Source organism: Kitasatospora purpeofusca (assembly GCF_034043715.1).
Classification (GTDB): Bacteria; Actinomycetota; Actinomycetes; order Streptomycetales; family Streptomycetaceae; genus Kitasatospora; species Kitasatospora purpeofusca_A.
Genome location: NZ_JAXCLC010000048.1, coordinates 40,336 through 59,458 on the forward strand (window position 1 = coordinate 40,336; position 19,123 = coordinate 59,458).

General features: G+C 75.9%; 17 protein-coding genes. 7 read left to right on the forward strand and 10 right to left on the reverse strand.

Translation table 11 applies throughout. The annotated features are described in order from the left end of the window. Positions 1–654, forward strand: coding sequence for a class I SAM-dependent methyltransferase (locus SM793_RS23565; protein ID WP_320440266.1), 654 nt, complete (start codon positions 1–3; stop codon positions 652–654). 4 nt (positions 655–658) lie between these two features. Here the strand turns inward: SM793_RS23565 and SM793_RS23570 are convergent, their stop codons facing one another. The 4 genes from SM793_RS23570 to SM793_RS23585 all read right to left on the reverse strand — a co-directional run bounded on the left by SM793_RS23570 (position 659) and on the right by SM793_RS23585 (position 3,671). Next, on the reverse strand, positions 659–1,372 hold the full coding sequence (locus SM793_RS23570) for an AraC family transcriptional regulator (RefSeq protein ID WP_320440267.1): 714 nt from the start codon (positions 1,370–1,372) through the stop codon (positions 659–661). A 76-nt stretch (positions 1,373–1,448) separates the two neighbouring features. Next, complete coding sequence (locus SM793_RS23575) at positions 1,449–2,039, reverse strand: restriction endonuclease (RefSeq protein ID WP_320440268.1); 591 nt, start codon at positions 2,037–2,039, stop codon at positions 1,449–1,451. 103 nt (positions 2,040–2,142) lie between these two features. Further along, complete coding sequence (locus tag SM793_RS23580) at positions 2,143–2,343, reverse strand: hypothetical protein (protein ID WP_320440269.1); 201 nt, start codon at positions 2,341–2,343, stop codon at positions 2,143–2,145. A gap of 293 nt (positions 2,344–2,636) precedes the next feature. Beyond that, complete coding sequence (locus SM793_RS23585) at positions 2,637–3,671, reverse strand: EamA family transporter (RefSeq protein WP_320440270.1); 1,035 nt, start codon at positions 3,669–3,671, stop codon at positions 2,637–2,639. 69 nt (positions 3,672–3,740) lie between these two features. Between SM793_RS23585 and SM793_RS23590 the strand changes: the two genes are divergently transcribed. The 3 genes from SM793_RS23590 (at position 3,741) to SM793_RS23600 (ending at position 7,234) form a co-directional block, all read left to right on the forward strand. Continuing rightward, the gene (locus SM793_RS23590; RefSeq protein ID WP_320440271.1) at positions 3,741–4,601 is read left to right on the forward strand and encodes a LysR family transcriptional regulator; all 861 of its coding nucleotides are present in this window, start codon (positions 3,741–3,743) and stop codon (positions 4,599–4,601) included. A 219-nt stretch (positions 4,602–4,820) separates the two neighbouring features. Then, complete coding sequence (locus tag SM793_RS23595; protein ID WP_320440272.1) at positions 4,821–6,578, forward strand: serine hydrolase; 1,758 nt, start codon at positions 4,821–4,823, stop codon at positions 6,576–6,578. Between the two features lie 158 nt (positions 6,579–6,736). Continuing rightward, positions 6,737–7,234 carry a hypothetical protein gene (locus SM793_RS23600; RefSeq protein WP_320440273.1) on the forward strand — a complete coding sequence of 166 codons (498 nt, stop codon included), beginning with the start codon at positions 6,737–6,739 and terminating at the stop codon, positions 7,232–7,234. A 144-nt stretch (positions 7,235–7,378) separates the two neighbouring features. Here SM793_RS23600 and SM793_RS23605 read toward each other — a convergent pair whose 3' ends face one another. Beyond that, positions 7,379–8,503, reverse strand: a complete 1,125-nt coding sequence (locus SM793_RS23605; protein ID WP_320440274.1) for a hypothetical protein — start codon at positions 8,501–8,503, stop codon at positions 7,379–7,381. 460 nt (positions 8,504–8,963) lie between these two features. Beyond that, the gene (locus SM793_RS23610) at positions 8,964–9,431 is read right to left on the reverse strand and encodes a GNAT family N-acetyltransferase (protein ID WP_320440275.1); all 468 of its coding nucleotides are present in this window, start codon (positions 9,429–9,431) and stop codon (positions 8,964–8,966) included. Between the two features lie 268 nt (positions 9,432–9,699). Here SM793_RS23610 and SM793_RS23615 point away from each other — a divergent pair, with 268 nt between their 5' ends. After that, complete coding sequence (locus SM793_RS23615; protein WP_320440276.1) at positions 9,700–10,749, forward strand: polysaccharide deacetylase family protein; 1,050 nt, start codon at positions 9,700–9,702, stop codon at positions 10,747–10,749. Positions 10,750–10,860: 111 nt separating this feature from the next. Here the strand turns inward: SM793_RS23615 and SM793_RS23620 are convergent, their stop codons facing one another. Together SM793_RS23620 and SM793_RS23625 are read right to left on the reverse strand one after the other, a co-directional pair. After that, positions 10,861–11,250, reverse strand: coding sequence for a glycine cleavage system protein H (locus SM793_RS23620; RefSeq protein ID WP_320440277.1), 390 nt, complete (start codon positions 11,248–11,250; stop codon positions 10,861–10,863). A 2,094-nt stretch (positions 11,251–13,344) separates the two neighbouring features. Then, the gene (locus SM793_RS23625) at positions 13,345–13,836 is read right to left on the reverse strand and encodes a DUF5709 domain-containing protein (RefSeq protein WP_320440278.1); all 492 of its coding nucleotides are present in this window, start codon (positions 13,834–13,836) and stop codon (positions 13,345–13,347) included. 492 nt (positions 13,837–14,328) lie between these two features. Between SM793_RS23625 and SM793_RS23630 the strand changes: the two genes are divergently transcribed. Both SM793_RS23630 and SM793_RS23635 read left to right on the forward strand, forming a co-directional pair. Then, positions 14,329–15,687, forward strand: a complete 1,359-nt coding sequence (locus SM793_RS23630) for a cytochrome P450 (protein ID WP_320440279.1) — start codon at positions 14,329–14,331, stop codon at positions 15,685–15,687. Between the two features lie 129 nt (positions 15,688–15,816). Next, complete coding sequence (locus SM793_RS23635; protein ID WP_320440280.1) at positions 15,817–16,635, forward strand: maleylpyruvate isomerase family mycothiol-dependent enzyme; 819 nt, start codon at positions 15,817–15,819, stop codon at positions 16,633–16,635. An 80-nt stretch (positions 16,636–16,715) separates the two neighbouring features. On the opposite strand, the gene SM793_RS23640 is transcribed toward SM793_RS23635, so the two are convergent. After that, entirely contained in the window at positions 16,716–17,312 is a 597-nt protein-coding gene (locus SM793_RS23640; RefSeq protein WP_320440282.1) for a choice-of-anchor C family protein, read from the reverse strand. A 323-nt stretch (positions 17,313–17,635) separates the two neighbouring features. Beyond that, on the reverse strand, positions 17,636–18,868 hold the full coding sequence (locus SM793_RS23645; protein WP_320440283.1) for a benzoate/H(+) symporter BenE family transporter: 1,233 nt from the start codon (positions 18,866–18,868) through the stop codon (positions 17,636–17,638). Positions 18,869–19,123 lie beyond the last annotated feature (255 nt).

Consider the following 19,123-nt stretch of genomic DNA (forward strand, 5'->3'; position numbering starts at 1 on the left):
ATGACCGAACGCAGTTTCACCCCCGCCGCCGGACGTTTCGCTCCGGTCCGCCTCTACGACCCGGTGGTCGCCCTCACCCGCGAGCGGCTGTGGCGCAGCCTGGTCGCCATGCACGTCGCGCCGCGACCGGAGGACGTGGTCGTCGATGTCGGCTGCGGCACCGGCTCGCTGGCGGTGCTCCTGAACCGGGTCGAACCGCGCGCCACCGTGATCGGCGTCGACCCCGACCCGGAGGCCCTGGCGGTGGCCCGGCGCAAGGCCGCCGCCGCGGGCGGCACCCCGCAGTGGCGGCTCGGCATGGGCGACGCCGTGGCCGGGATCGTGGGCGCCGGGACGGCCGACACCGTCGTCTCCAGCCTCGTCCTGCACCAGTGCCCCGTTCCGATGAAGCGCGCCGTGCTGGCCGCGATGCACGAGACGCTGCGCCCCGGCGGCAAGCTGGTGATCGCCGACTACGGCAAGCAGCGCACGGCCGCGATGCGGCTGGCCTTCCGGATGGTGCAACTGGCCGACGGAAAGGCGGACACCCAGCCCAACGCCGACGGCATCCTGCCCCGGCTGATCGCGGAGGCGGGCTTCCAGGACGTGCGGGAGAGCGAGTCCGTCGCGACGTTCACGGGCTCCCTCTCGCTCTACGTGGCCCGCCGGGCCTGAGCGCTCACCGGCCCGGTCCCCTCCCCGGGCGCAGGGCCGGGAGCATCGCGGCGGGCGTCAGTCCCGTCATCTCCCGCATCCGGCGGCCGAAGTGCGCCTGGTCCGCGAAGCCGCCGAGGAGGGCGGCCTCGGCCGGGGTGCTGCCCGCGCGCAGCGCGTCGGCCGCGCGGGCCAGCCGCCGCCAGATCCGCCAGCGTGCCAGCGGCAGGCCCAACTGCTCCTGCGCCAGCGCCCGGAGGCGTTGCGGGGAGAGCCCGACCCGCAACGCCAGACCGGCCAGCGGGACGGCGTCGTTGCCGGCGGCCTCCATCGCCGCGCGCAGCCGGGGGTCGACCCGGGCCGAGGGCAGCGCCCCGGCGTGGCGGACCTGCTCCTCCCGCAGGCCGCGCCACTGCGGCGCCACCGTGATGCCCGCGCCGCCGGGGGCCCGCAGCCGGTCGGCGAACGCACAGTGCGGGTCGATGAAGTAGGTCACCAACTCCCGGATCGGCTCCATCCGGTGGCGTGCCATCGGTGCCACCACCAGCGCGGCACCGCGGTGCCGCACCCCGTCCCCGTCGGTGGCCGTCACCATGGGCACGGGGTCGGCCGCCCCGGGCGTGAAGGCGACCTGGAAGGCCGCGTGCCGATGGGTGTGGCTGTCCGCGAGCGGTCCCCGGTACAGCGCGTACCCCGCCCCGACGACCAGCCGGGGCCCCGTCCCCTCGCCGTTCTCCATCCGGCCGATCCTGCCAGAGCCCGTCCGGCCGCGACACCGCCCCACGGTCGGCGGTCGGCGGTCGTGGTCGTCGCGGTCAGCGGTGGCGGCCCTCCCGGGGGCCAGGGACGCGGGGCAGGACCTCCCACAGCGGGCGGCCGCCCCCGGCCCAGCGGGCCAGTGAGGGCCGGTCGACGAGCAGGATGCCGTGCTCGGCCCCCCACTTGAGGGCCTCGCGGGAGAAGCGGCCGTTGGTGACGACGACGGCGACATGGGCGCCGTGGCTGCGCCGGTAGGTGCCGGCGAGCGTGTAGAGGACACCGACGCCCACCGGTCTGCCGCCGACGGGGTCCTGTTTGTGCTTGCACTGCACCGCCCAGCGGCGGCCCGTCGGGTCCTCGGCGAGGACGTCCACGCCCCGGTCGTTCGCGCCGCCGATCCTGCGCGAGCGGCAGCCGTCCCGCTCCAGCAGGTCGCGCACCGCGTACTCGAAGGCGTCCGGTGCCAGCCGGTCGAGGCCGCCCGGACCGGTGAGCGCCAGTCGCAACCGTGCGGCGTGCAAACGCTGTTCGCGCGCCGCGCGGAGCCGCCGGTGCGCCGTGGCCGCCACCGCGGCGGCGGTCGCGACGGCGGCGAGGACGAGCAGCCACCAGTGCGCCGTCAGCCAGCGCAGGACCGTGACCGCCACTGCCGCGCCCACCAGCCAGGTGACCCCGTCGCCCGGTACCCGGCGGCCACGCCTGCGGTGGCGTACGGGAGTTCGGCGTCCGGTCAACCGTCCTCCGCCCCGGTCACTGGGTGGCCCGGGTGACCACGCCGACGAGCTGGAGGATCGCGTGTCCCCAGCCCGTGCCGGCGATCAGGACGCCGAGCACGATGCTGCTGAACACGGTGAACGCCTCGTCGCCCCGGCTGCGGGCCTCGGTCCGGCGCCGGAGGCGGATCATGATGACGATCGCGACGAACGCCGCCGCGCTGATCGAGTACTGCACGTGCCCACCCGGACTCTCGTCAACGGTGTGTGACGCTCCGATTACTCGGAGCGCATTGCCGCTGGTGAGCATGGCAGGCGTACGGGCGCTCCGGGGGCGGTGCGGGGAATTCGGCCGGATCCGAACCATCGGACTGGCGCAGTTCGTACGCCTCGCGGCGTCCGGGTGGTCCTTCCGTCGATCCCGCGTTCGGCGGGCGAAGGGCCGATCGTGGCGACGGCCGATCGTGGAGACGGGCCGATCGTGGCGACCGGTCCGCTTCCCGTCCCCCCGTCCCCCCGTCCCCCCGTCCGTCACCCGCGCCGGGTCGCGCCCCGGCGGTGCGGGCGGGCGCGGCGTCCGCGCGGCGGCCTCGGGGTGCCCGCCCGGACCGCGCCCCAGCCGGCCGCCACCACCAGGACCACCGCCAGGCCCTGGGCCGCCGACAGTTCCTGCCCCAGCACCAGGAATCCGGCCAGCGCCCCGACCGCCGGGGCCAGCCCGGTCAGAACGGCGAAGGCCGGCGCGGACAGCCGGCGCAGCGCCAGCAGTTCCAGCGTGTACGGAAGCCCCGAGGACAGCAGCGCCACCGCCAGCCCGAGCCCCAGCACCCCGGGTTCCAGCAGGGTGGCGCCGGCCGAGCCGATCCCCAGCGGCAGGCTCATCAGCGCGGCCACGGCCATCGCCACCGCGAGCCCGTCCAACCCGGGGAAGCGCCGCCCGGCCCGGGCGCCGAGCAGGATGTAGGCGGCGCACATCGCGCCCGCGCCGAGCGCGAACCCGGCACCGGCCGGGTCGAGCCGGTCGAAGCCGTCCCGACCGAGCAGCAGGACGCCCACGAACGCCGGCCCGGCCCACAGCAGGCCGGCCGCGCGCCGGGCTGCGACGACCGACATCAGCAGCGGCCCGAGCACCTCCAGGGTCACCGCCGGGCCGAGCGGGATCCGGTCGATCGCCTGGTAGAAGAGGATGTTCATCCCGCCGAGCGCGACGCCGTAGGCGCCCGCGACGGTCCAGTCCGCCCGGCCGTACCCGCGCAGCCGGGGCCGGCAGACGGCGAGCAGCAGCACGGCCGTGATCGTCACCCGCAGCGCCACCGTGCCCAGGGCGCCGGCCCGGGGGAACAGCAGGGCGGCGACGGCGGAGCCGAACTGCACCGAGACCGTGCCGGCCAGCACCATGCCGACACCGGTGGAACTGCCCACCCGGGCGGGCGCGGTCACCGTCCGGAAGCGCCCGCCCCCAGCCCGGAGTCCGCCGCCCGCCCGGCGGCCGGCCGCGAATCCCGGCGGCGCCCCCGCCGTCGTGACCCCTGAACTCGTGTTCGTCATGCTCGTCGTACTCGTCATGCCCTCCACGCTAGGAATCCGCCCCCGGCGCGTGAAATGCCGATCCAACGGCGGTTATGCTCCCCGGGCATGACCATCGAGCTGCGCCACCTGCGAGCCTTCCTCGCCATCGCCGAGGAAGGGACGATCACCCGCGCCGCGGTTCGCCTGCACACCGGCCAGCCCGCCCTGTCCCGCACCCTGCGCCAGCTGGAGGACCACCTGGGCACCCGCCTGGTCGACCGCTCCACCCACCACCTGGAGCTGACCGCCGCCGGCCGGGCCTTCCGGGACCGGGCCGCCGCCGCCCTCGCCGCCGTCGACGCGGCCCTCGACCCCCGTGCCCTGACCGTCCTCCCGCTGCGCCTCGGCCACCCCTGGCCCGCCCTCGGTGAGTACACCGTGCCCCTGCTGCGCCGCTGGGACCGGGAACATCCGGGCCGGCCGCTCGAACTCCGCCGGATCGACGACCGCACCGCCGGCCTCGCCCGGGGTCGGTGCGATGTCGCCCTGCTGCGGGGCGAGGTCACCGAACCCGGACTGGTCACCGAACTGCTGCTGGAGGAGGAGCGGGTGGCGGCCGTCCCCGCGGACAGCGAACTCGCCGGGCGGGCCACCCTCACCCTCGCGGACCTCGCCGCCCGGCCGGTCGTACTGAACACGGTCGCCGGCACCACCACCCTCGACCTCTGGCCGGCCGCCGCCCGCCCCCCGGCGACGATCGAGGTCGACAACACCGACGAGTGGCTCACCGCCATCGCCGGGGGCCGCGCCGTCGGCGTCTCGACCTCGGCGACCCCCCGGCTGCACAGCCACCCGATGATCGCCTACCGGCCGCTCGCCGACGCCCCGCCGGTGCCGCTGTTCCTGGCCCGGCGCGCCGACACGCCGCCGCACCCGTCGGTCCCGGCCCTGGTCCGCCTGATCCGCGAGCTGCTGTCCGGCAGGTGACCGGGACCGGGCCGCCTGCCCCCTTCCCTCGTCTCCGCCCCTTCCCTCGTCGGCGTTCACCTCCGCTCCCGTCGGCCCGCGCCGCCGGACGGGTGGATTGCGTGCCCCCGGGCGCGCGGCGGGGCCGGCCGCCGCACGGGCCGTCGAATACTCGCGCCGTGAGGCGGACGGCGGCGCCGCCGAATGCGGGCCGCGCCGCCCGGACGAGGGAGGACCCCGATGCATCGTCACGGCGCACCCCGGCGGACCGCCGGACCCGGCCGGACCCCGGCCCGCCCGGTGCCGCGCGGCGCCGCACCCCTGCTGGCGGCCGGTCTACTGCTGGGCGTCCCGCTGCTCGGCGGATGCGCCTCGGCCTCCGGCGGCGATCCCGAACCCGCCCCCACGAGCCCCGCTTCCGCGGGCTCCGCCTCCACGAACCCCGCTTCCCCGTCCACCGGCGGCCCGTCCTCCGGCGGCCCGTCCACGACCGGGGCGTCCGCCCCGGCCACCGCGCCGCCGCGGCAGCCCCCGGCCGAGCTGACCGAGGACCAGGTGAACGCCGCCGTGGCCCGGATCGACGGCTACGCGCAGAACGCCCTGGCGAAGACCGGGGTGCCGGGGCTGGCCCTCGCCGTCGTGTACAAGGACAAGGTGATCCACGCCAAGGGCCTGGGCGTCAGGCAGCTCGGCAAGCCGGAGGCGGTGGACCCGGACACAGTGTTCCAGCTCGCCTCGGTCTCCAAGCCGATCGCCTCCACCGTGGTCGCCGGGGTGGTCGGCCAGAAGGTGGTCAAGTGGGACGACCCGGTCACCGCCCACGACCCCGGCTTCGCCCTGGCCGACCCCTGGGTGAGCAGCCAGGTGACGATCGCCGACCTGTTCGCCCACCGCAGCGGCCTGCCGGACCACGCCGGCGACCTGCTGGAGGACCTCGGCTACCAGCGCGACTACATCCTGCAGCACCTCCGGGAGCACGAGCTGGCGCCGTTCCGGGCCAGCTACGCCTACACCAACTACGGTCTGACCGAGGCCGCCGTGGCCGTGGCCAAGGCCAAGGGGGTGGCCTGGGAGGACCTCGCGGCGGACGTGCTCTACAAGCCGCTGGGGATGGACTCCACCAGCTCCCTGCGGTCCGCCTACGACAGCGCGGCTAACAAGGCGACGCCGCACGTGCGTGACGCCGCCGGCTGGCAGGTCAGCACCACCGAGAACCCCGACCCGCAGGCCCCGGCCGGCGGGGTGAGCTCCACCGTGCGGGACCTCGGCCGGTGGATGAGGCTGCAGCTGGCCGACGGCACCTTCGAGGGCAAGCAGATCGTCGACCCGGCGGGACTGAACGAGACCCGGCTGCCCCAGACCGTCTCCAGCCGGACCACCGCGCCCGCCGGCCGGACCGGCTTCTACGGCCTGGGCTGGAACGTCAGCTACGACCCCGAGGGCCGGCTGCGGCTGAACCACTCCGGTGCCTTCTCGCTGGGTGCGGCGACCGTGGTGACCCTGCTGCCGTCCGAGCAGCTGGGAATCGTGGTCCTGACCAACGGCCAGCCCTCCGGCGTCCCCGAGGCGGTGGCCGAGGAGTTCTTCGACCTCGCCCAGTACGGTCACGAGACGGTCGACTGGCTGGGCTTCATGGGCAAGGTGGTGCCCGCCGCCGCCCAGAGCCCGGCCTCGCCGACCGACTACGCCGCCCCACCGGCCGGAGCCGCCCCGGCGAAGCCGGACAGCGCCTACCTCGGCACCTACGGCAACAACTACTTCGGTCCGATGACGGTGAGTTCCGGGGACGGCGGCGGGCTGGTGATGAGCCTGGGGCCGGACAATCTGCGCTTCCCGCTCCAGCACTACGACGGTGACGTGTTCAGCTTCCGGACCCGGGGCGAGAACGCCGCCGGGCTGTCCGGGGTGACGTTCGCCGTGGGGGCGGACGGGAAGGCCGCCACCGTGGTCGTCGAGCAGCTCGACCACGACGGCCTCGGCACCTTCACCCGGAGCTGAGGCCGGACCGGTCCGCCGCGGGGACGCCCGTCGATCGCGTTCAACTCGCCGACAACGAACGGGAGTCGGTGATTCGCGAACCGTTTCCCGGCCGGTGCCGGGCGCGGTAGCCTGGCGGCCGCCCCCCCGGCAGGCGCGGGCCGGCGACAGGATGGCGGGTGGGGCAGTTGTCCTTGCACGAGCGGTACGCGGCGACCATCGGGTGCCGGGTGAGCATCCAGGCCGACCTCGCCTCGACCACGGTCCGGTGGAGCCTCGGCTCCGGGGCGCCCGGCGGGCCGTCGCGGCCACGGGAGGGCGACGAGGTGATGCCCTTCACCTGCCACCGCTGCCGGCGCACCATGAGCATCACGGTGGAGAGCCTGGCCAAGGCCCGGCTGAAGAAGCGCGTCTACATCGCGGTCGGCTGGCTGCTCCTGCTGTCCCTACTGGTGACGGTCCCGATGCTGGTCCACCTGGGCGGCCAGACGTCCGACGAGAACGACGACAGCGGGGCGGCCGTGGTCGGCCTGCTGTTCCTGCTGAGCACCCTGGGCTTCGTCCTCGGCTTCACCGTCGCCGCCCTCGGTCACAAGTACGAGGGCGTCAAGAAGCTCCGCTACATCCGGCCGGACGGCCGTGGGACGGTCTGGGTGAAGGGGCACCGGCTCTTCTGACCGGCCTCCCGACCGGGCACGCGACCATCGTCGGGCACGCGACCGGGCACGCGACCGGGCACGCGACCGGGCACACGACCGGGCACACGACGTGGCACACGGCCGGGCACGCGACCGTCGTCGCGCGCCCGGCCGTCGGCGCCGCTAGAACGCCGAGGTGTAGGCGGTGAAGAAGCGGGCCGCGATCGGCGATCCCGAGCCGTTGAAGCACAGCGCGAACAGGTTCACCGTGCCGGCGCTGCGGCCCCAGGGAGTGGCCAGCCCGCAGTAGTCCGGGCCGGGGCCGAAGGCCGTGACCTGGGCGGTGTCCGAGGGTACCGCGATGTTCGGCAGGTTGACGGTGTAGGGCACCGAACCGGTGAGGGTGTTGACGGCCCCGGAGGAGTTGTAGTTGGTGCCCGGGGGGAGACCGCCGTTGAACCACAGGTAACCGAAGGAGTTGGGCGGCAGGGCCGGGCCGTGCACGGCCCGCTTCTCCGAGTAGCTCAGCGTCCAGCGGGTGTTGTACGGCGCGTTGCCCGCGTTGAAGCAGGCGACCACGACGGTCTGGCCGGTGGCGGCGGGCGACCAGTCGGCGACCTTGCAGCGGGCGCCGGCCGCCGCGTCCACGGCGGTGACCTGGAGGTTGCCGACCGGGGTCGCCTGGCCCAGACCGGGCAGCCAGACCTTCCAGATCCCGGTGCCCCCGGGGCCCACCGTGTCGGTGCCGCCGGCCGAGTTGTACTGGGTGACCACCGACCCGGTGGGGTTGGCGAACACGTAGCCGTAGCTGCCGGCGGGCGGGGACGGCACGCCGCTGCTGGTGGTGTAGAGGACGGTGAACCGGGTGTCCTCGGGCGCGCCGCCCGGGCGGTAGCAGCCCACGGCGACGTCCTGGCCGGTGCCGGCGGTGCCCCAGCCCCGGACCTGGCACCAGCTGCCGGTGCGGCCGACGGCCGTCACGTGCGCGATGCCGCCGGGCCCGGCGATCAGCGGGAAGTGCACCACGTAGGAGCCGGTGCCGACCTGGTCGACCTTCACCGGGTTGGCGGCCGGAGTGGGCCAACTGCCCCACTGGCGGCTGGGATCCGGGACGTAGCCCGGCGGCGGGTTCGGGATGTCGAGGTAGGCGAAGCCCCAGCGGTCGGGCACCGCGGCGTGGGCCGGGCCGGCCGCCGGGAGGCTGACGCCCACCAGGGCCGCCAGCACGGCGAGGACGAGGAGCAGGGCGCGGACGGCGCGGGCGCCGCCGACGGGTCTGACCGGTGGCGCGAAGGTACCGGCGTGCATGGGCATACCCCTTGGACGGTGAGGAGATCACGGGTGGCCTGCGCGGTGCTGCCCGCACTGCTGCTCCGCCCGTGGCCCCGGCGGGGCCTACGCGCGGCGGCCGACGGGGCGACGGCCCCTCAGGGAGGACCGGCGCGGCCCGGAGTCCGGCCGGCAGTGACGGGGTCGGGGGTCAGGCCCGACGGCGCTCACATCGTAGGGGCGCGCCGGGCGGTGGCACAGGCCCCCGGCACGGGCCGCCCGGTCCGCCGTCGGCCGTTCGCGCGACGGCCGTCCGCCGCCCCACCCGCCCCCGGCGGCCCGCCCCGCCACGCCCGCCCCCGCACCGGTACCGGCCGCCCCACCGCGCCCGCTGCGCCCCGCCCCGGCCTGGCCGGAACCGGCCGCTCCGCTGCCGTTTCCCCGGCGGCCGGCCTTCCCCCGGCACGCCGGACGGACTCCCGCGCACTGCGCACCGGCCTCAGAGCGCGAGCTTGAACCCGTCGTGGCTGCGGGTGAAGCCCAGCCCGGCGTAGAAGCGGTGCGCGGCCCCGCGCTGCTTGTTGCTGGTCAGCTGGACCAGCGCGCAGCCGCGCGAACGGGCCCTGGCGATCGCGAGTTCCATCAGGACGCGGCCGAGGCCGTCCCCGCGCCGGTCCGCGCGGATCCGCACCGCTTCGAGCAGTGCCCGCTCGGCACCCCCTTTGCCGAGGCCCGGAATGTAGGTCGCCTGGAGACAGCCGACCACGGTGCCGTCCGCGTCCGCCAGGACGAGCATCTCGTTGCGCGGGTCGGTGTCGATCGCGTGGAAGGCGCGCTCGTACGCCTCCGTCACGACGACGGTCGCCGGGTCCACCGCCCGGTCCTCGTCCGCCAGCAGGGCCAGGACGGTGGGCAGGTCGGCGCGGGTGGCGGGGCGCAGGGTGGGGGCGGAGGCAGGAGCAGGCATGGCCCCGACCCTAACCGGTACCGGGCCTTCCGCTCCCGGCCCCCGCCCCCTCGGCCGGAAGCTGCCTGCCGTACCCGTCGTCGCGGAGGCCCCGCGTCCGTATGATCTGGGCAGCCCGCCGATCGGGGTGCGCGCCGGGTGGATGCCGAGGATGCCCGCAGCGGTCCGTGGCGGCCCGCCGTCGTCGGCGGCCGTCCGCAGCGGGCCGCGGCCGTCCCGCCGGCCCTGAACGGACCAAGGGAGGCGCAGCACAGTGCGGTTCGCAGGTGTGGGTCTGACGCGTGACGGCTACCGGATCGCCGTGGCGGGCGTCGAGGAGGGGCCGTCCGGGGTGGACGAGGTGTACGAACTCTGTGGCCTGGAAGGCCCGTTGGCGCGGTTGGCCGAGCTGGCGGGGGAGTCGCCGGACGGCTTCGCGGTGGTCCTCGACAGCGCCAACGGCATCATGGACGCCCCGCTCGCCGCCCTCGGCATACCCGTCCTCCGGGCCGACCCGCCGCTGCTGACCGACGGTCGGACGACGGCGCGCTCCCTGGCCGCGCTCGGCCGCTCCCGCCCCGAGGCGCTGACGGCGCTGCCGCCGGACGGCTGGACCATGGCCGGCCGCGAGGACGGGATCGCCGCCGCGGAGGCGGCCAGCGGTCCGGTCGAGCGTGAACTCGCCGGACGGGGGCTGCTGTTGGCGGGAGGCGGGGGAGCCGCCCCGCTGGTGGCGCTGACCTTCGACGACGGCCCGCACCCGGAGTACACCCCGCAGGTGCTGGACGTGCTCGCCCGGTACGACGCCCCCGCCGCGTTCTTCTGCATCGGCCTGCACGCCCTCGCCCACCCCGGGGTCGTCCGCCGGATCGCCGCCGAGGGCCACACCCTGGGCAACCACAGCTGGTCCCACGCCTACCTGCCGGACCTCGGCCCGATCGGGCTCCGCGAGCAGCTCGGCTTCACCGGCGACACCCTCGCCCGCGCCTGCGGGACCACCGCCCGCCCGCCACGCTGGCTGCGCCCCCCGTACGGTGGCCGCAGCCCGGAACTCCTCACGGCGGTGGCCGGGTCGGGCCTCACCACGGTGCTCTGGGACGTCGACGCGAGGGACTGGTCGCGGCCCGGCTCCGGGGTCGTCGCGGAGCGGGTGCTGCGCGGGGCCGGGCCGGGTTCGGTGGTGCTGATGCACGACGGCGGGGGCGACCGTTCGCAGACCGTCGCGGCCCTGCCCGAGGTGATCACCGGCCTGCGTCGGCGCGGTTACCGGATCGTCGGCCTCGACGACCTGCTCGCCGCCCGCCCGGTCGGCCCGGTCGGCCCGGTCCGCCCGCTCTGACTTCTTTCCGATCGAGAGGTGGTCTTCCCCCGCGGCGAGCGACGCAGCCACCTCCGTGCGGATGTCATGGAGTTTCGCCATCGGCTACCCGGGCCGGGCTCCGCACCGCGGTTACTCGGCGATGGAAGCCGTATACGCGGCGGCGTCATAGAGATCGTCGAAGTCGGTGCGGCTGGACGGCTTGAGTTTGAAGATCCATGTCCCGTACGGGTCGAAGCTGACGTCGCCGGGGTCGTCCGAAACCTGCTCGTTGACTGCCGTGACCTGGCCGCCGACCGGGTTGTAGTAGTACCCGGCACGTAGGACCGACTCCCAGGACTCGACCTCCTCCCCGGCGCTGATGGTGCGGCCCACCTCCGGGAGCCCGAGCACGAGCATGTCGTCCCTCGAGTCCTCCTTCGCCAGGGGAGCGGAGAAGCCGACTGCGACGGAGCCGTCGGCCTCCCAGCGGGCCCACTCTCCGGTGCGGGCATAACGGCGGTCGGCGGGGACGTTCGCCATGGTCAGGCTCCATTCAACTGAGAATCCGATGGTGACCGCTGCTGTGGGTCAAGGCATCCGTACCCGGTCGCCGGCCCTTGTTCTCAAGCCGGCGGCAAGGTTCGCCAGCCTGGGCCAGGGTCACGACGAAGCCCGTCGCGCCCTTCGGGCGACCGACCGTCCTGGGCCCTCGCGTCCAACGGCTGCCGGGTCGTTGTGCCTGGAGCAGCCGCTGCGGGCGCACGCCTTGTCGCTGATGACGCATACCGTCCCGGCCGGGGCGCAGGGCCCGGCCGGGACGCGGCGTGCACATCGGGATCGGTCCGGCCGGGCGGAACCGTGCGGGAGACGGTCACCGACCGGCCCCCGTCCCACGCCCGGCACAAGATCTCGGCCGGCGTGCTTCAGAGGCTCACCACTCGACGAGTACCGCTCCGGGGCTGCCCGCCGTGCCCACGGAACCCCCTGCGCCGGTCTGGCCCGCGCCTCCGCTCTCCGGCGGCCCGCCGTTGCCGCCGTAGCCGCTGTTCCCGCCGTAGCCGCCGGATCCACCCGCGCCGCCCGCACCGAAGGCACGGCCGCCCGACGCCGTGGCCGCGCCGCCCGCGCCTCCGCTGCCTGCGGCGCCTCCGAGCCTCCCGCCGCCGCCCGTGCCGGGGCCGACATTGATGATCGCGCCGTTCCCGTTGACCCCACGCTGTCCGGCGGTGCCCGCCTGACCGTCTCCGCCCGCAGTGCCGGAAACAATCCGGTTGTCGCCCCCACCGCAGATGGACTCGTTCAGGGGTCCGGGCCCTTCGGGCGTGCCACTGCCCGCGCTGCCTCCGCCGCCCCCGGGCTCGCCCGTGCCCGGGCCCTCCAGGAACGCGCCGGCGCCGTCCCCTCCGGTACCGCCGGAGCCTGCTCCGCCCGCCGTCCCGCCGCCCCCGCCCGCCGCGACGGCGACCGGGCCGAAGCCGCCGAGGAGGTCGCCCTCCAAGGTGACGCGGGTTGCCGCCAGAATCCCCGGCGGTCGGTCCTGGCCGCCCCTGGAGCCGCTGCTCCCGTTGGTGCCGTCGGAGTTGTTGCCCACGCCTCCGCGGCCACCTGAGCCGCCGGCTCCGCCCCCGCGCTCCTCCACGGGGCTACCGACGGCGATGACGAGAACGGCCGGCACATCGGGAATCCGGAAGACAGGAACTGTGCATGTGACGAAGGCTCCCGCCTGGCCGCCCTGGCCTCCGCCGCCGCCACCTCCGCTGCCGCCCCCTCCTCCGCCCGCGCCCGACGAGCCGCTCTCACCCGCGCCCCCGCCCGCACCGCCACCACCGCCCCCTCCACCGCCGCCCGGACCGCCCGCTCCCCACAGGGAGATGGTCACCTGCTCCACCCCCTCCGGAACGGTGAGCTCCTGGACCGATCCCGGCTGGTCGTAGAGGACGGAACCCGAAGCCCGCACATCGGCCACGGCCCCCGGAGCCCGGACCGTGGCCGCCGCGGCGGCAGGTACGGGCACCGCGAACGTCGCCCAGCCGACGGCCAGGGCACTCGCCGCGCCCACGGCGCGTATCGCGGGCCACGGACGTGGCCGCAGCAGTCTCGTGGTGCTGGATTCGATCTCGGCTTCCGGCACGGTGCAGGCCTTTCTCCGGCTGATGGATCGACCCTCGGAGCGCGATCGCCCCGTGCGGCCTCGCCTCAGCCTGGCCAGCCCCACCCCCCTGCGCCTGCGGGATGCGCCCATCGGGACCAGAGGCCGTCCCCGACCACCGACCGCGACCCCCGACCACCGGCCGCCCCCCGTTGCCGGCCGGCGACCAAGTTGCCCGGGCGGGCCAGTGGGGAGGCGGTGGGGCGGCCACCGGGGCGCAGCACCGCCCAGTTTCTGGCCCGGGTGCCGGAGGAACGTCGCGACCTCGAGCGAGCGATCGCCGCTTCCGCGCGTTCGCCTCGCAGTCCGACGGCAGGCGGCACGTCGCTGTCCCGCCGTCCCGGCTCCGGCCCGGTACGAAGGAGACGGTCGTGCCGGACGGGAGGGTGGGGCCGCCGCCGGCGAGGGCGCGCGTGGCGGCGGCCAGGGCCATGTCGGCCGTGGGCCCTACCGGTGACGGTGCCGCGATCCCGACGGCAGCGGCGCTAGCCGCCGGTGTCGCTGTCGCTGTCGTCCGGCCGCGCCGGAACGACGTGCACGGCGGCCTCCTCCGCACCTGAGGCACCGCCGTCGATGCCGACGTCGGACGCGAAGGGGCCCTTCTCCGTGGCGGACCGGGCGCCCTCGTCGGGGGCCACCAGCCGCCCGGCGCGGCGGGCACCCGCGGTCCGGGGGTCGACCGGCTCCCCCTCGCCGTCGGGAAGGTCGCCGATCCCGTCACCCTCCTCGGGTCGGAGGTCGGGCTCCTCCTGGGCGAGGCGTTCGTCCAGCGTCTCGCCCTCCCGCTGCTCGGCGGCCGTCACCCCGACCTTGCCTGTGCCCAGCGGCCGCTCCGGCGGCGAGTAGCCCTCGTCGAGCAGGTCGTCGTAGTCGCGTCCGTCGACCGCGTCCTCCAGGTCCAGGGGCGCCGCGTCCGCCTGCTCCTCCATGTCCCCGGTCGGCTGGTAGACGTCGTCACCCATGCCCTCGTCACCCATGTCGCCACACCTCGTCCGTCGTCTCCGCACTGCCGCGTGCGCGGCGGCCGTGCTCTCGGCTGCTCGCCGCCCTGCGGAACGTCCTCCACGATTCCTCCTCGCGGCCCCGGCGGCCCCGGGCCCGCGTCCCGGCGCGTACCCGCCCAGCACCGGCGAAACCGTCCGGACCGCCCCGCCTCCGACGGCGGTCCCCGGCTGCGCCCGGCCCGTGGGCGAAAGGCGGCCCGGAACGCGCGCGGCGGACGTCGACCACGTCCGCCGGCGGGGCCCGACAGGCTCGTCGGCCGCGACACCATCCCGCCGATCTGCGTCGACGAGACCTACTTCCTCGCCCCGGCCGACCCCGAGACGGCGAAGGTCCCCCGCGTCGCGCCGCCCCACCCCGCCCCGTCCGGTCCCGCCCCGCCCTCGCGGTCGAGGCCGGGCGGTACCCGGGCGCGGCGGACGCCCGGGTACTGCCGGCTGCCCCCGGCCGTGTCTACGCTGCTGTACGTGTCCTCGTCCGCGCGGGATGCCGCGCCCCCCGCCTACGTCCACGCGAGCCTGCCCGGGGCGGTGCCGCTGCTCGGGCACCTGCCCGCACTGGTGCGCGATCCGGCCGCCCTGCTGGCCGGGCTGCACCGCCACGGCGACCTGGTGGACCTGCGGCTGGGGCCCAACCGGCTGGTGGTGCCCTGCCACCCGGAGCTGCTGCGGCAGGTCTACGCCGACGACCGCACCTTCGACAAGGGCGGCCCGATCTACGGACGCTTCCGGGAGATCCTCGGCAACGGGGTGGCGACCTGCGCCCACGCCGACCACCGGCGCCAACGCCGGCTGCTGCAACCGGAGTTCCGGCCCGACCGGGTCGTCGCGTACGCGGAGGTGATGACCCGCGAGGCCGCGCTGCTCACCGACTCCTGGCGGCCCGGCGAGGTGGTGGACGTCTTCCCCTCCTGCTACCGCTTCACCCTGCGGGTGCTGACGCGCACCCTGCTCGGCACCGAGGTGCCGGACGCGCTGGCCGGCCGGCTCCAGCGGGCGTTCGAGACCGCGTTCGCCGGAGCACTGCGACGGGTGGTCCGGCTCCCCGCCGGCCCCCGGTACCGCGCGGCCGTGCGCACCCTGCGGAGCACCGTCACCGAACTGGTGCGCGACCACCGGGCGCACGGCGACGACCGCACCGGCCTGCTGGCGGGCCTGGTCGCCGCCCGCGACGAGGACGGCACCGCGCTGTCCGACGCCGAACTGCACGACCAGGTCGTCGCCATGCTGCTGGCGGGCACCGAGACCACTGCCTCCCAGCTGTCCTGGACCCTGCGCCTGCTGACGGCCCACCCGGACGTCCTCGCCGCCCTCCACCGCGAACTCGACGAGGCCCTGCCGGACGGACGGCCCGCCCGGTGGAGCGACCTGCCCCGACTGCCGTACACCGGCCGCGTGCTGACCGAGGCCCTGCGGCTCCACCCGCCGGGCTGGGTCCTGCTGCGCACCTGCACCCGGGCCACCGAACTCGGCGGCCGTACCCTGCCGCGCGGTACCCAGGTGGTGCTGAGCCCCTACGTCGCCCACCACCATCCCGGGATCTTCGCCGACCCGGCCCGCTTCGACCCGGACCGCTGGCTTCCCGACCGGGCCGCCGCGCTGCCGCGCTGGGCGTTCGCCGGCTTCGCCAACGGCCCGCGCCAGTGCCTGGGCGCGGACTTCGCCCGCACCGAGGCCGCCATCGCGCTGGCCACCCTGCTGGTGCGCCGGCGACCCGTCGCGGTGTCCGGCCGCCGCTCCGACGACCGTCCGATGCGCCTGACCACCGTCCTGCGGCCGCACCGCCTGCGCCTGCGCGTCCTGGACCGCCGCCCGCCGGGGGAGTGACGCGGTGGCGCCCCCGCGCCCGCCCGGCTCGCGGCCCGGCCCGACCTGTGGCGCGGTCCGGCCTGCGGCACGGGTCTGGACAGGCACGGGTCTGGACAGGGACGGGCGAGTCGGCCAGGGTTCACCCTCATGACTCTCCCGATCCCCGCGCAGGGGCCCGGCGCCGGGCGTGGCGCGCTGTTCGACGCGGTCACCGAGGTCGGTGACGCGGCGGTCGCCCTGCTCGCCGGCTGTCGTCGCGCCACCCCGATCCCCGGTGCGGAGTGGACGGTCGCCGAGGCGGCCGCGCACCTGGCGATGGCCAACGAGCTGATGGCGGAACTCGCGGCCGGCGCGGACCGGCCGTACGGGGACGGCACCCCCGGCTCGCTGGCGGCGGCCAACGCGGCCTCGCTGGCCGAGCGGCCGGAGCGGGACCCGGCCGTGCTCGGTGCGGAGATCGCCCGGCAGGCCCGGCGGTTCACCGCGGCGGCCGGCCCGCGCGGTGGTGAGGAGCCGGTCCTGACGCCGCTGGGCGGCATGGACCTGGACACCCTCGGCGCCTATCTGCTGACCCACATGCTGGGCCACCTCTACGACATCGCCGTCGCGCTGGGGCGGCCGCACCCGATCGACCGGCGGCGGGTCGGGCTGACGATGCCCTTCCTGCGGACGGCCGTGCCGCTGGTGGTGGACGCCCGCGCGGCGGCCGGTCACAGCGCCTGCTACCGCCTGCGGGTGCGGGGCCTGGACGGCTTCGCGGTGACCTTCGCGGACGGTGCGGCCGTGGTGAGCCAGGAGCCGCCGCGCCGTCCGGACTGCACCATCCTCACCGGACCGGTGGCGTTCCTCCTCATCGCGCTGGGCCGGTTCACCGCCACCGACGCCCTCCGCCGGGGCAGGGTGCTCGCCTGGGGCCGTCGGCCGTGGCTGGCCGCCTCCTTCCCCGGGCTGTTCGCCGCCCCCTGAGCGCGCGGGGCCGCCGGGCCTCCGCAGCGTGCCGGCAGGGTGGCCGGCCGCTGGACCCCCGTGTCGGGGCCCCGGGCCGGTCAGGCGCAACAGGGCTTGCACTCCTTGACCTGCACGTTGTCGACGACCGGCCCGTACGCCCCGGCGATGGTGCTGGTGAAGCCCAGGGTGGTGGACGTGCCCTGGGCGACGAAGGTGAACTGACGACCCACGTAGCCCATGGCGGCGAACGTCCGGCCGGTGACGTCGAAGGAGAAGTCCTGGAAGTTCTGGCCGTCGATCAGCGCCCGGCCGGTCTTCAGGGCCGGGGCGCCCGCCGGGTTGCCGGCCAGGGAGTAGGTGACCGAGTAGGTGGTGCCCGGGACGGTGGTGAACCTCTGGGTGACGGTGCCGGCGTTGGAGCCGTTGAGGTCCACCGACTGGTCGCCCTCGGCGGCCTGCCAGAAGCCGGCGCCGATCAGGTCGACGCTGCCGCTCGCGACGCTCCACGGACCGATGGTCTGGCCGGCGGCCAGCGGGGTGAAGGAGTTGGCGGGGGCCTTGGGCGTCTCGAAGCTGCCGTCGTCGAACCGGCTGAGCGCCCGGTTGCCGCCCGCGGCCTGGGCCGGGGCGGCCAGGGCGGTGGCGCCGGCGACGAGCAGGGCGACGGCGGCGAGGCGGGTGCGCGAGAACGACATGGGTGCCCTCCAGGGGCTGACGGGAGAATGGGATCAGCCGATGATCGGCTGTGCACAGAGCGTCCGCCGTCGCGGTGATCCCTGCCAAGGCCGGACGGGTGGCGCCCGGTGTCGCGCACGGTCCGTGTCCGCGCTCTCGCGCGCCGGTTTCGACCGGCCCGTGCCCGTCGTGACGGGCCTGGCGGGACCTCGGCGGACGGCCGTGGCACCTCGGACCGGCCCCGGCCGGGGCGCCTCCCGGGGAGTGGAACGATGCGTGCACGCCCCTCCCGTGCTGCGCACTCCGCCGCCACTGCTGCTTGCCGCCGCCCCAGCGCCCGCCGCTACCGTCCGCCGCCCCGCCGGGCGTCCAGGACCAGGTGGGTGCCGAGCCCGAACACCAGCCCCCAGAAGGCCGAGCCGATGCCGAACAGGCTCATCCCGGAGGCGCTCGCCAGGAACGTCACCACCGCCGCGTCCCGCCCGCGCTCCTCGGCGACCGCCGCCGCCAGGCTGCCCTGGAGCGAGGCCAGCAGCGCGACCCCGGCGATCACCGCGATCAGCTCCTTCGGCAGCCCGGTGAACAGGCTCACCAGCACCCCGCCGAAACTGCCCACGAGCACGTACAGCGCACCCGACGACATCCCCGCCACATACCGGCGGCGCGGATCCGGGTGCGCCTCCGGGCCCGAGCAGATCGCCGCCGTGATCGCGGCCAGATTGACCCCGGGCGAGCCGAACGGCGCCATCAGCACCGATATCGCGCCCGTCGAACCGATCAGCAGCCGGTCGTCCGCCCGGTAGCCGAAGGCCCGCATCACCCCGAGGCCGGGCGCGTTCTGCGAGGCCAGGGTCACGATCGTCAGCGGCAGCGCCAGACCCACCAGGGCCGACCAGGAGAACGCCGGCGCCGTCAGCACCGGCACCGTCGGCCCGCCCGGGCCCAGGCGCAGCGGCAGCCCGACGGTCAGCGCCGCCAGCACCCCGCCGGCCAGCAGCGCCACCGGCACGGCGTAACGGGGCGCGAACCGCTTGGCCGCCAGGAACGCCGCGAACGCGCCGACCACCAGCACCGGCGCGCCGTGCACGGCGCCGAAGATCCCGGCGCCGAAGGAGAACAGGATGCCCGCCAGCATCGCGTTCACGATCGCCACCGGCACCGCCGCGATGAGCCGCCCGAACCACCCGGTCACCCCGAACAGCGTCACCGTCACCGCGCTCACCAGGAACGCCCCGACCGCCTCCCGGTACGGGTAGTCGCCCAGGCTGGTCACCAGCAGCGCGGCCCCGGGCGTCGACCAGGCGGTGACCACCGGTGTCCGCGTCCACCAGCTCAGCGCGAAGCCGCTCACCCCGCTGCCGATCGCCACCGCCCAGATCCAGGAGGCCGTCTGCGCCGTGTCCAGCCGCCCGGCGGCGGCCGCCGCGAGCACCACCACCAGGGGACCGGAGAACGACACCGCGACGCACACCAGGCCCGCCAGCAGGGCGGGCCCCGACACATCACGCCGCAGCGCCCGACGCTCCCCGTCCCCGCCCGCCACAGTCTCCGGCCGGGCCGTCAGTTCGTCTGTCATCCCGGCAGTATCCCGAACCGCCCCGGCCGAGCGGTCGTCGCCCAGTCTGCGTACCACCGGCTGGTCCGCCCGGCCCTGGTGCGCCCGGCCGCCGGTGCGCCGGGCGGCCCGGACGCGGAGAATCGGTGACGTGACCGGCCCGGCTGCCCAGGGAGCCGCGACGGACCCGACCGAACCCGCACCCACCGCGTCGGCCCCGACGAGACGCGGGAGGCGTACGACCTCTTCGCCGATGCGGGCGGCAACGACGCCCTC

What these genes read in the sequence shown, in the direction of transcription:
- SM793_RS23565 (WP_320440266.1), top strand. Translation starts at nt 1, where the DNA reads ATGACCGAACGCAGTTTCACCCCCGCCGCCGGACGTTTCGCTCCGGTC.
- SM793_RS23570 (WP_320440267.1), bottom strand. Translation starts at nt 1,372, where the DNA reads ATGGAGAACGGCGAGGGGACGGGGCCCCGGCTGGTCGTCGGGGCGGGG.
- SM793_RS23585 (WP_320440270.1), bottom strand. Translation starts at nt 3,671, where the DNA reads ATGACGAGTACGACGAGCATGACGAACACGAGTTCAGGGGTCACGACG.
- SM793_RS23590 (WP_320440271.1), top strand. Translation starts at nt 3,741, where the DNA reads ATGACCATCGAGCTGCGCCACCTGCGAGCCTTCCTCGCCATCGCCGAG.
- SM793_RS23595 (WP_320440272.1), top strand. Translation starts at nt 4,821, where the DNA reads ATGCATCGTCACGGCGCACCCCGGCGGACCGCCGGACCCGGCCGGACC.
- SM793_RS23605 (WP_320440274.1), bottom strand. Translation starts at nt 8,503, where the DNA reads ATGCACGCCGGTACCTTCGCGCCACCGGTCAGACCCGTCGGCGGCGCC.
- SM793_RS23610 (WP_320440275.1), bottom strand. Translation starts at nt 9,431, where the DNA reads ATGCCTGCTCCTGCCTCCGCCCCCACCCTGCGCCCCGCCACCCGCGCC.
- SM793_RS23620 (WP_320440277.1), bottom strand. Translation starts at nt 11,250, where the DNA reads ATGGCGAACGTCCCCGCCGACCGCCGTTATGCCCGCACCGGAGAGTGG.
- SM793_RS23625 (WP_320440278.1), bottom strand. Translation starts at nt 13,836, where the DNA reads ATGGGTGACGAGGGCATGGGTGACGACGTCTACCAGCCGACCGGGGAC.
- SM793_RS23635 (WP_320440280.1), top strand. Translation starts at nt 15,817, where the DNA reads ATGACTCTCCCGATCCCCGCGCAGGGGCCCGGCGCCGGGCGTGGCGCG.
- SM793_RS23640 (WP_320440282.1), bottom strand. Translation starts at nt 17,312, where the DNA reads ATGTCGTTCTCGCGCACCCGCCTCGCCGCCGTCGCCCTGCTCGTCGCC.
- SM793_RS23645 (WP_320440283.1), bottom strand. Translation starts at nt 18,868, where the DNA reads ATGACAGACGAACTGACGGCCCGGCCGGAGACTGTGGCGGGCGGGGAC.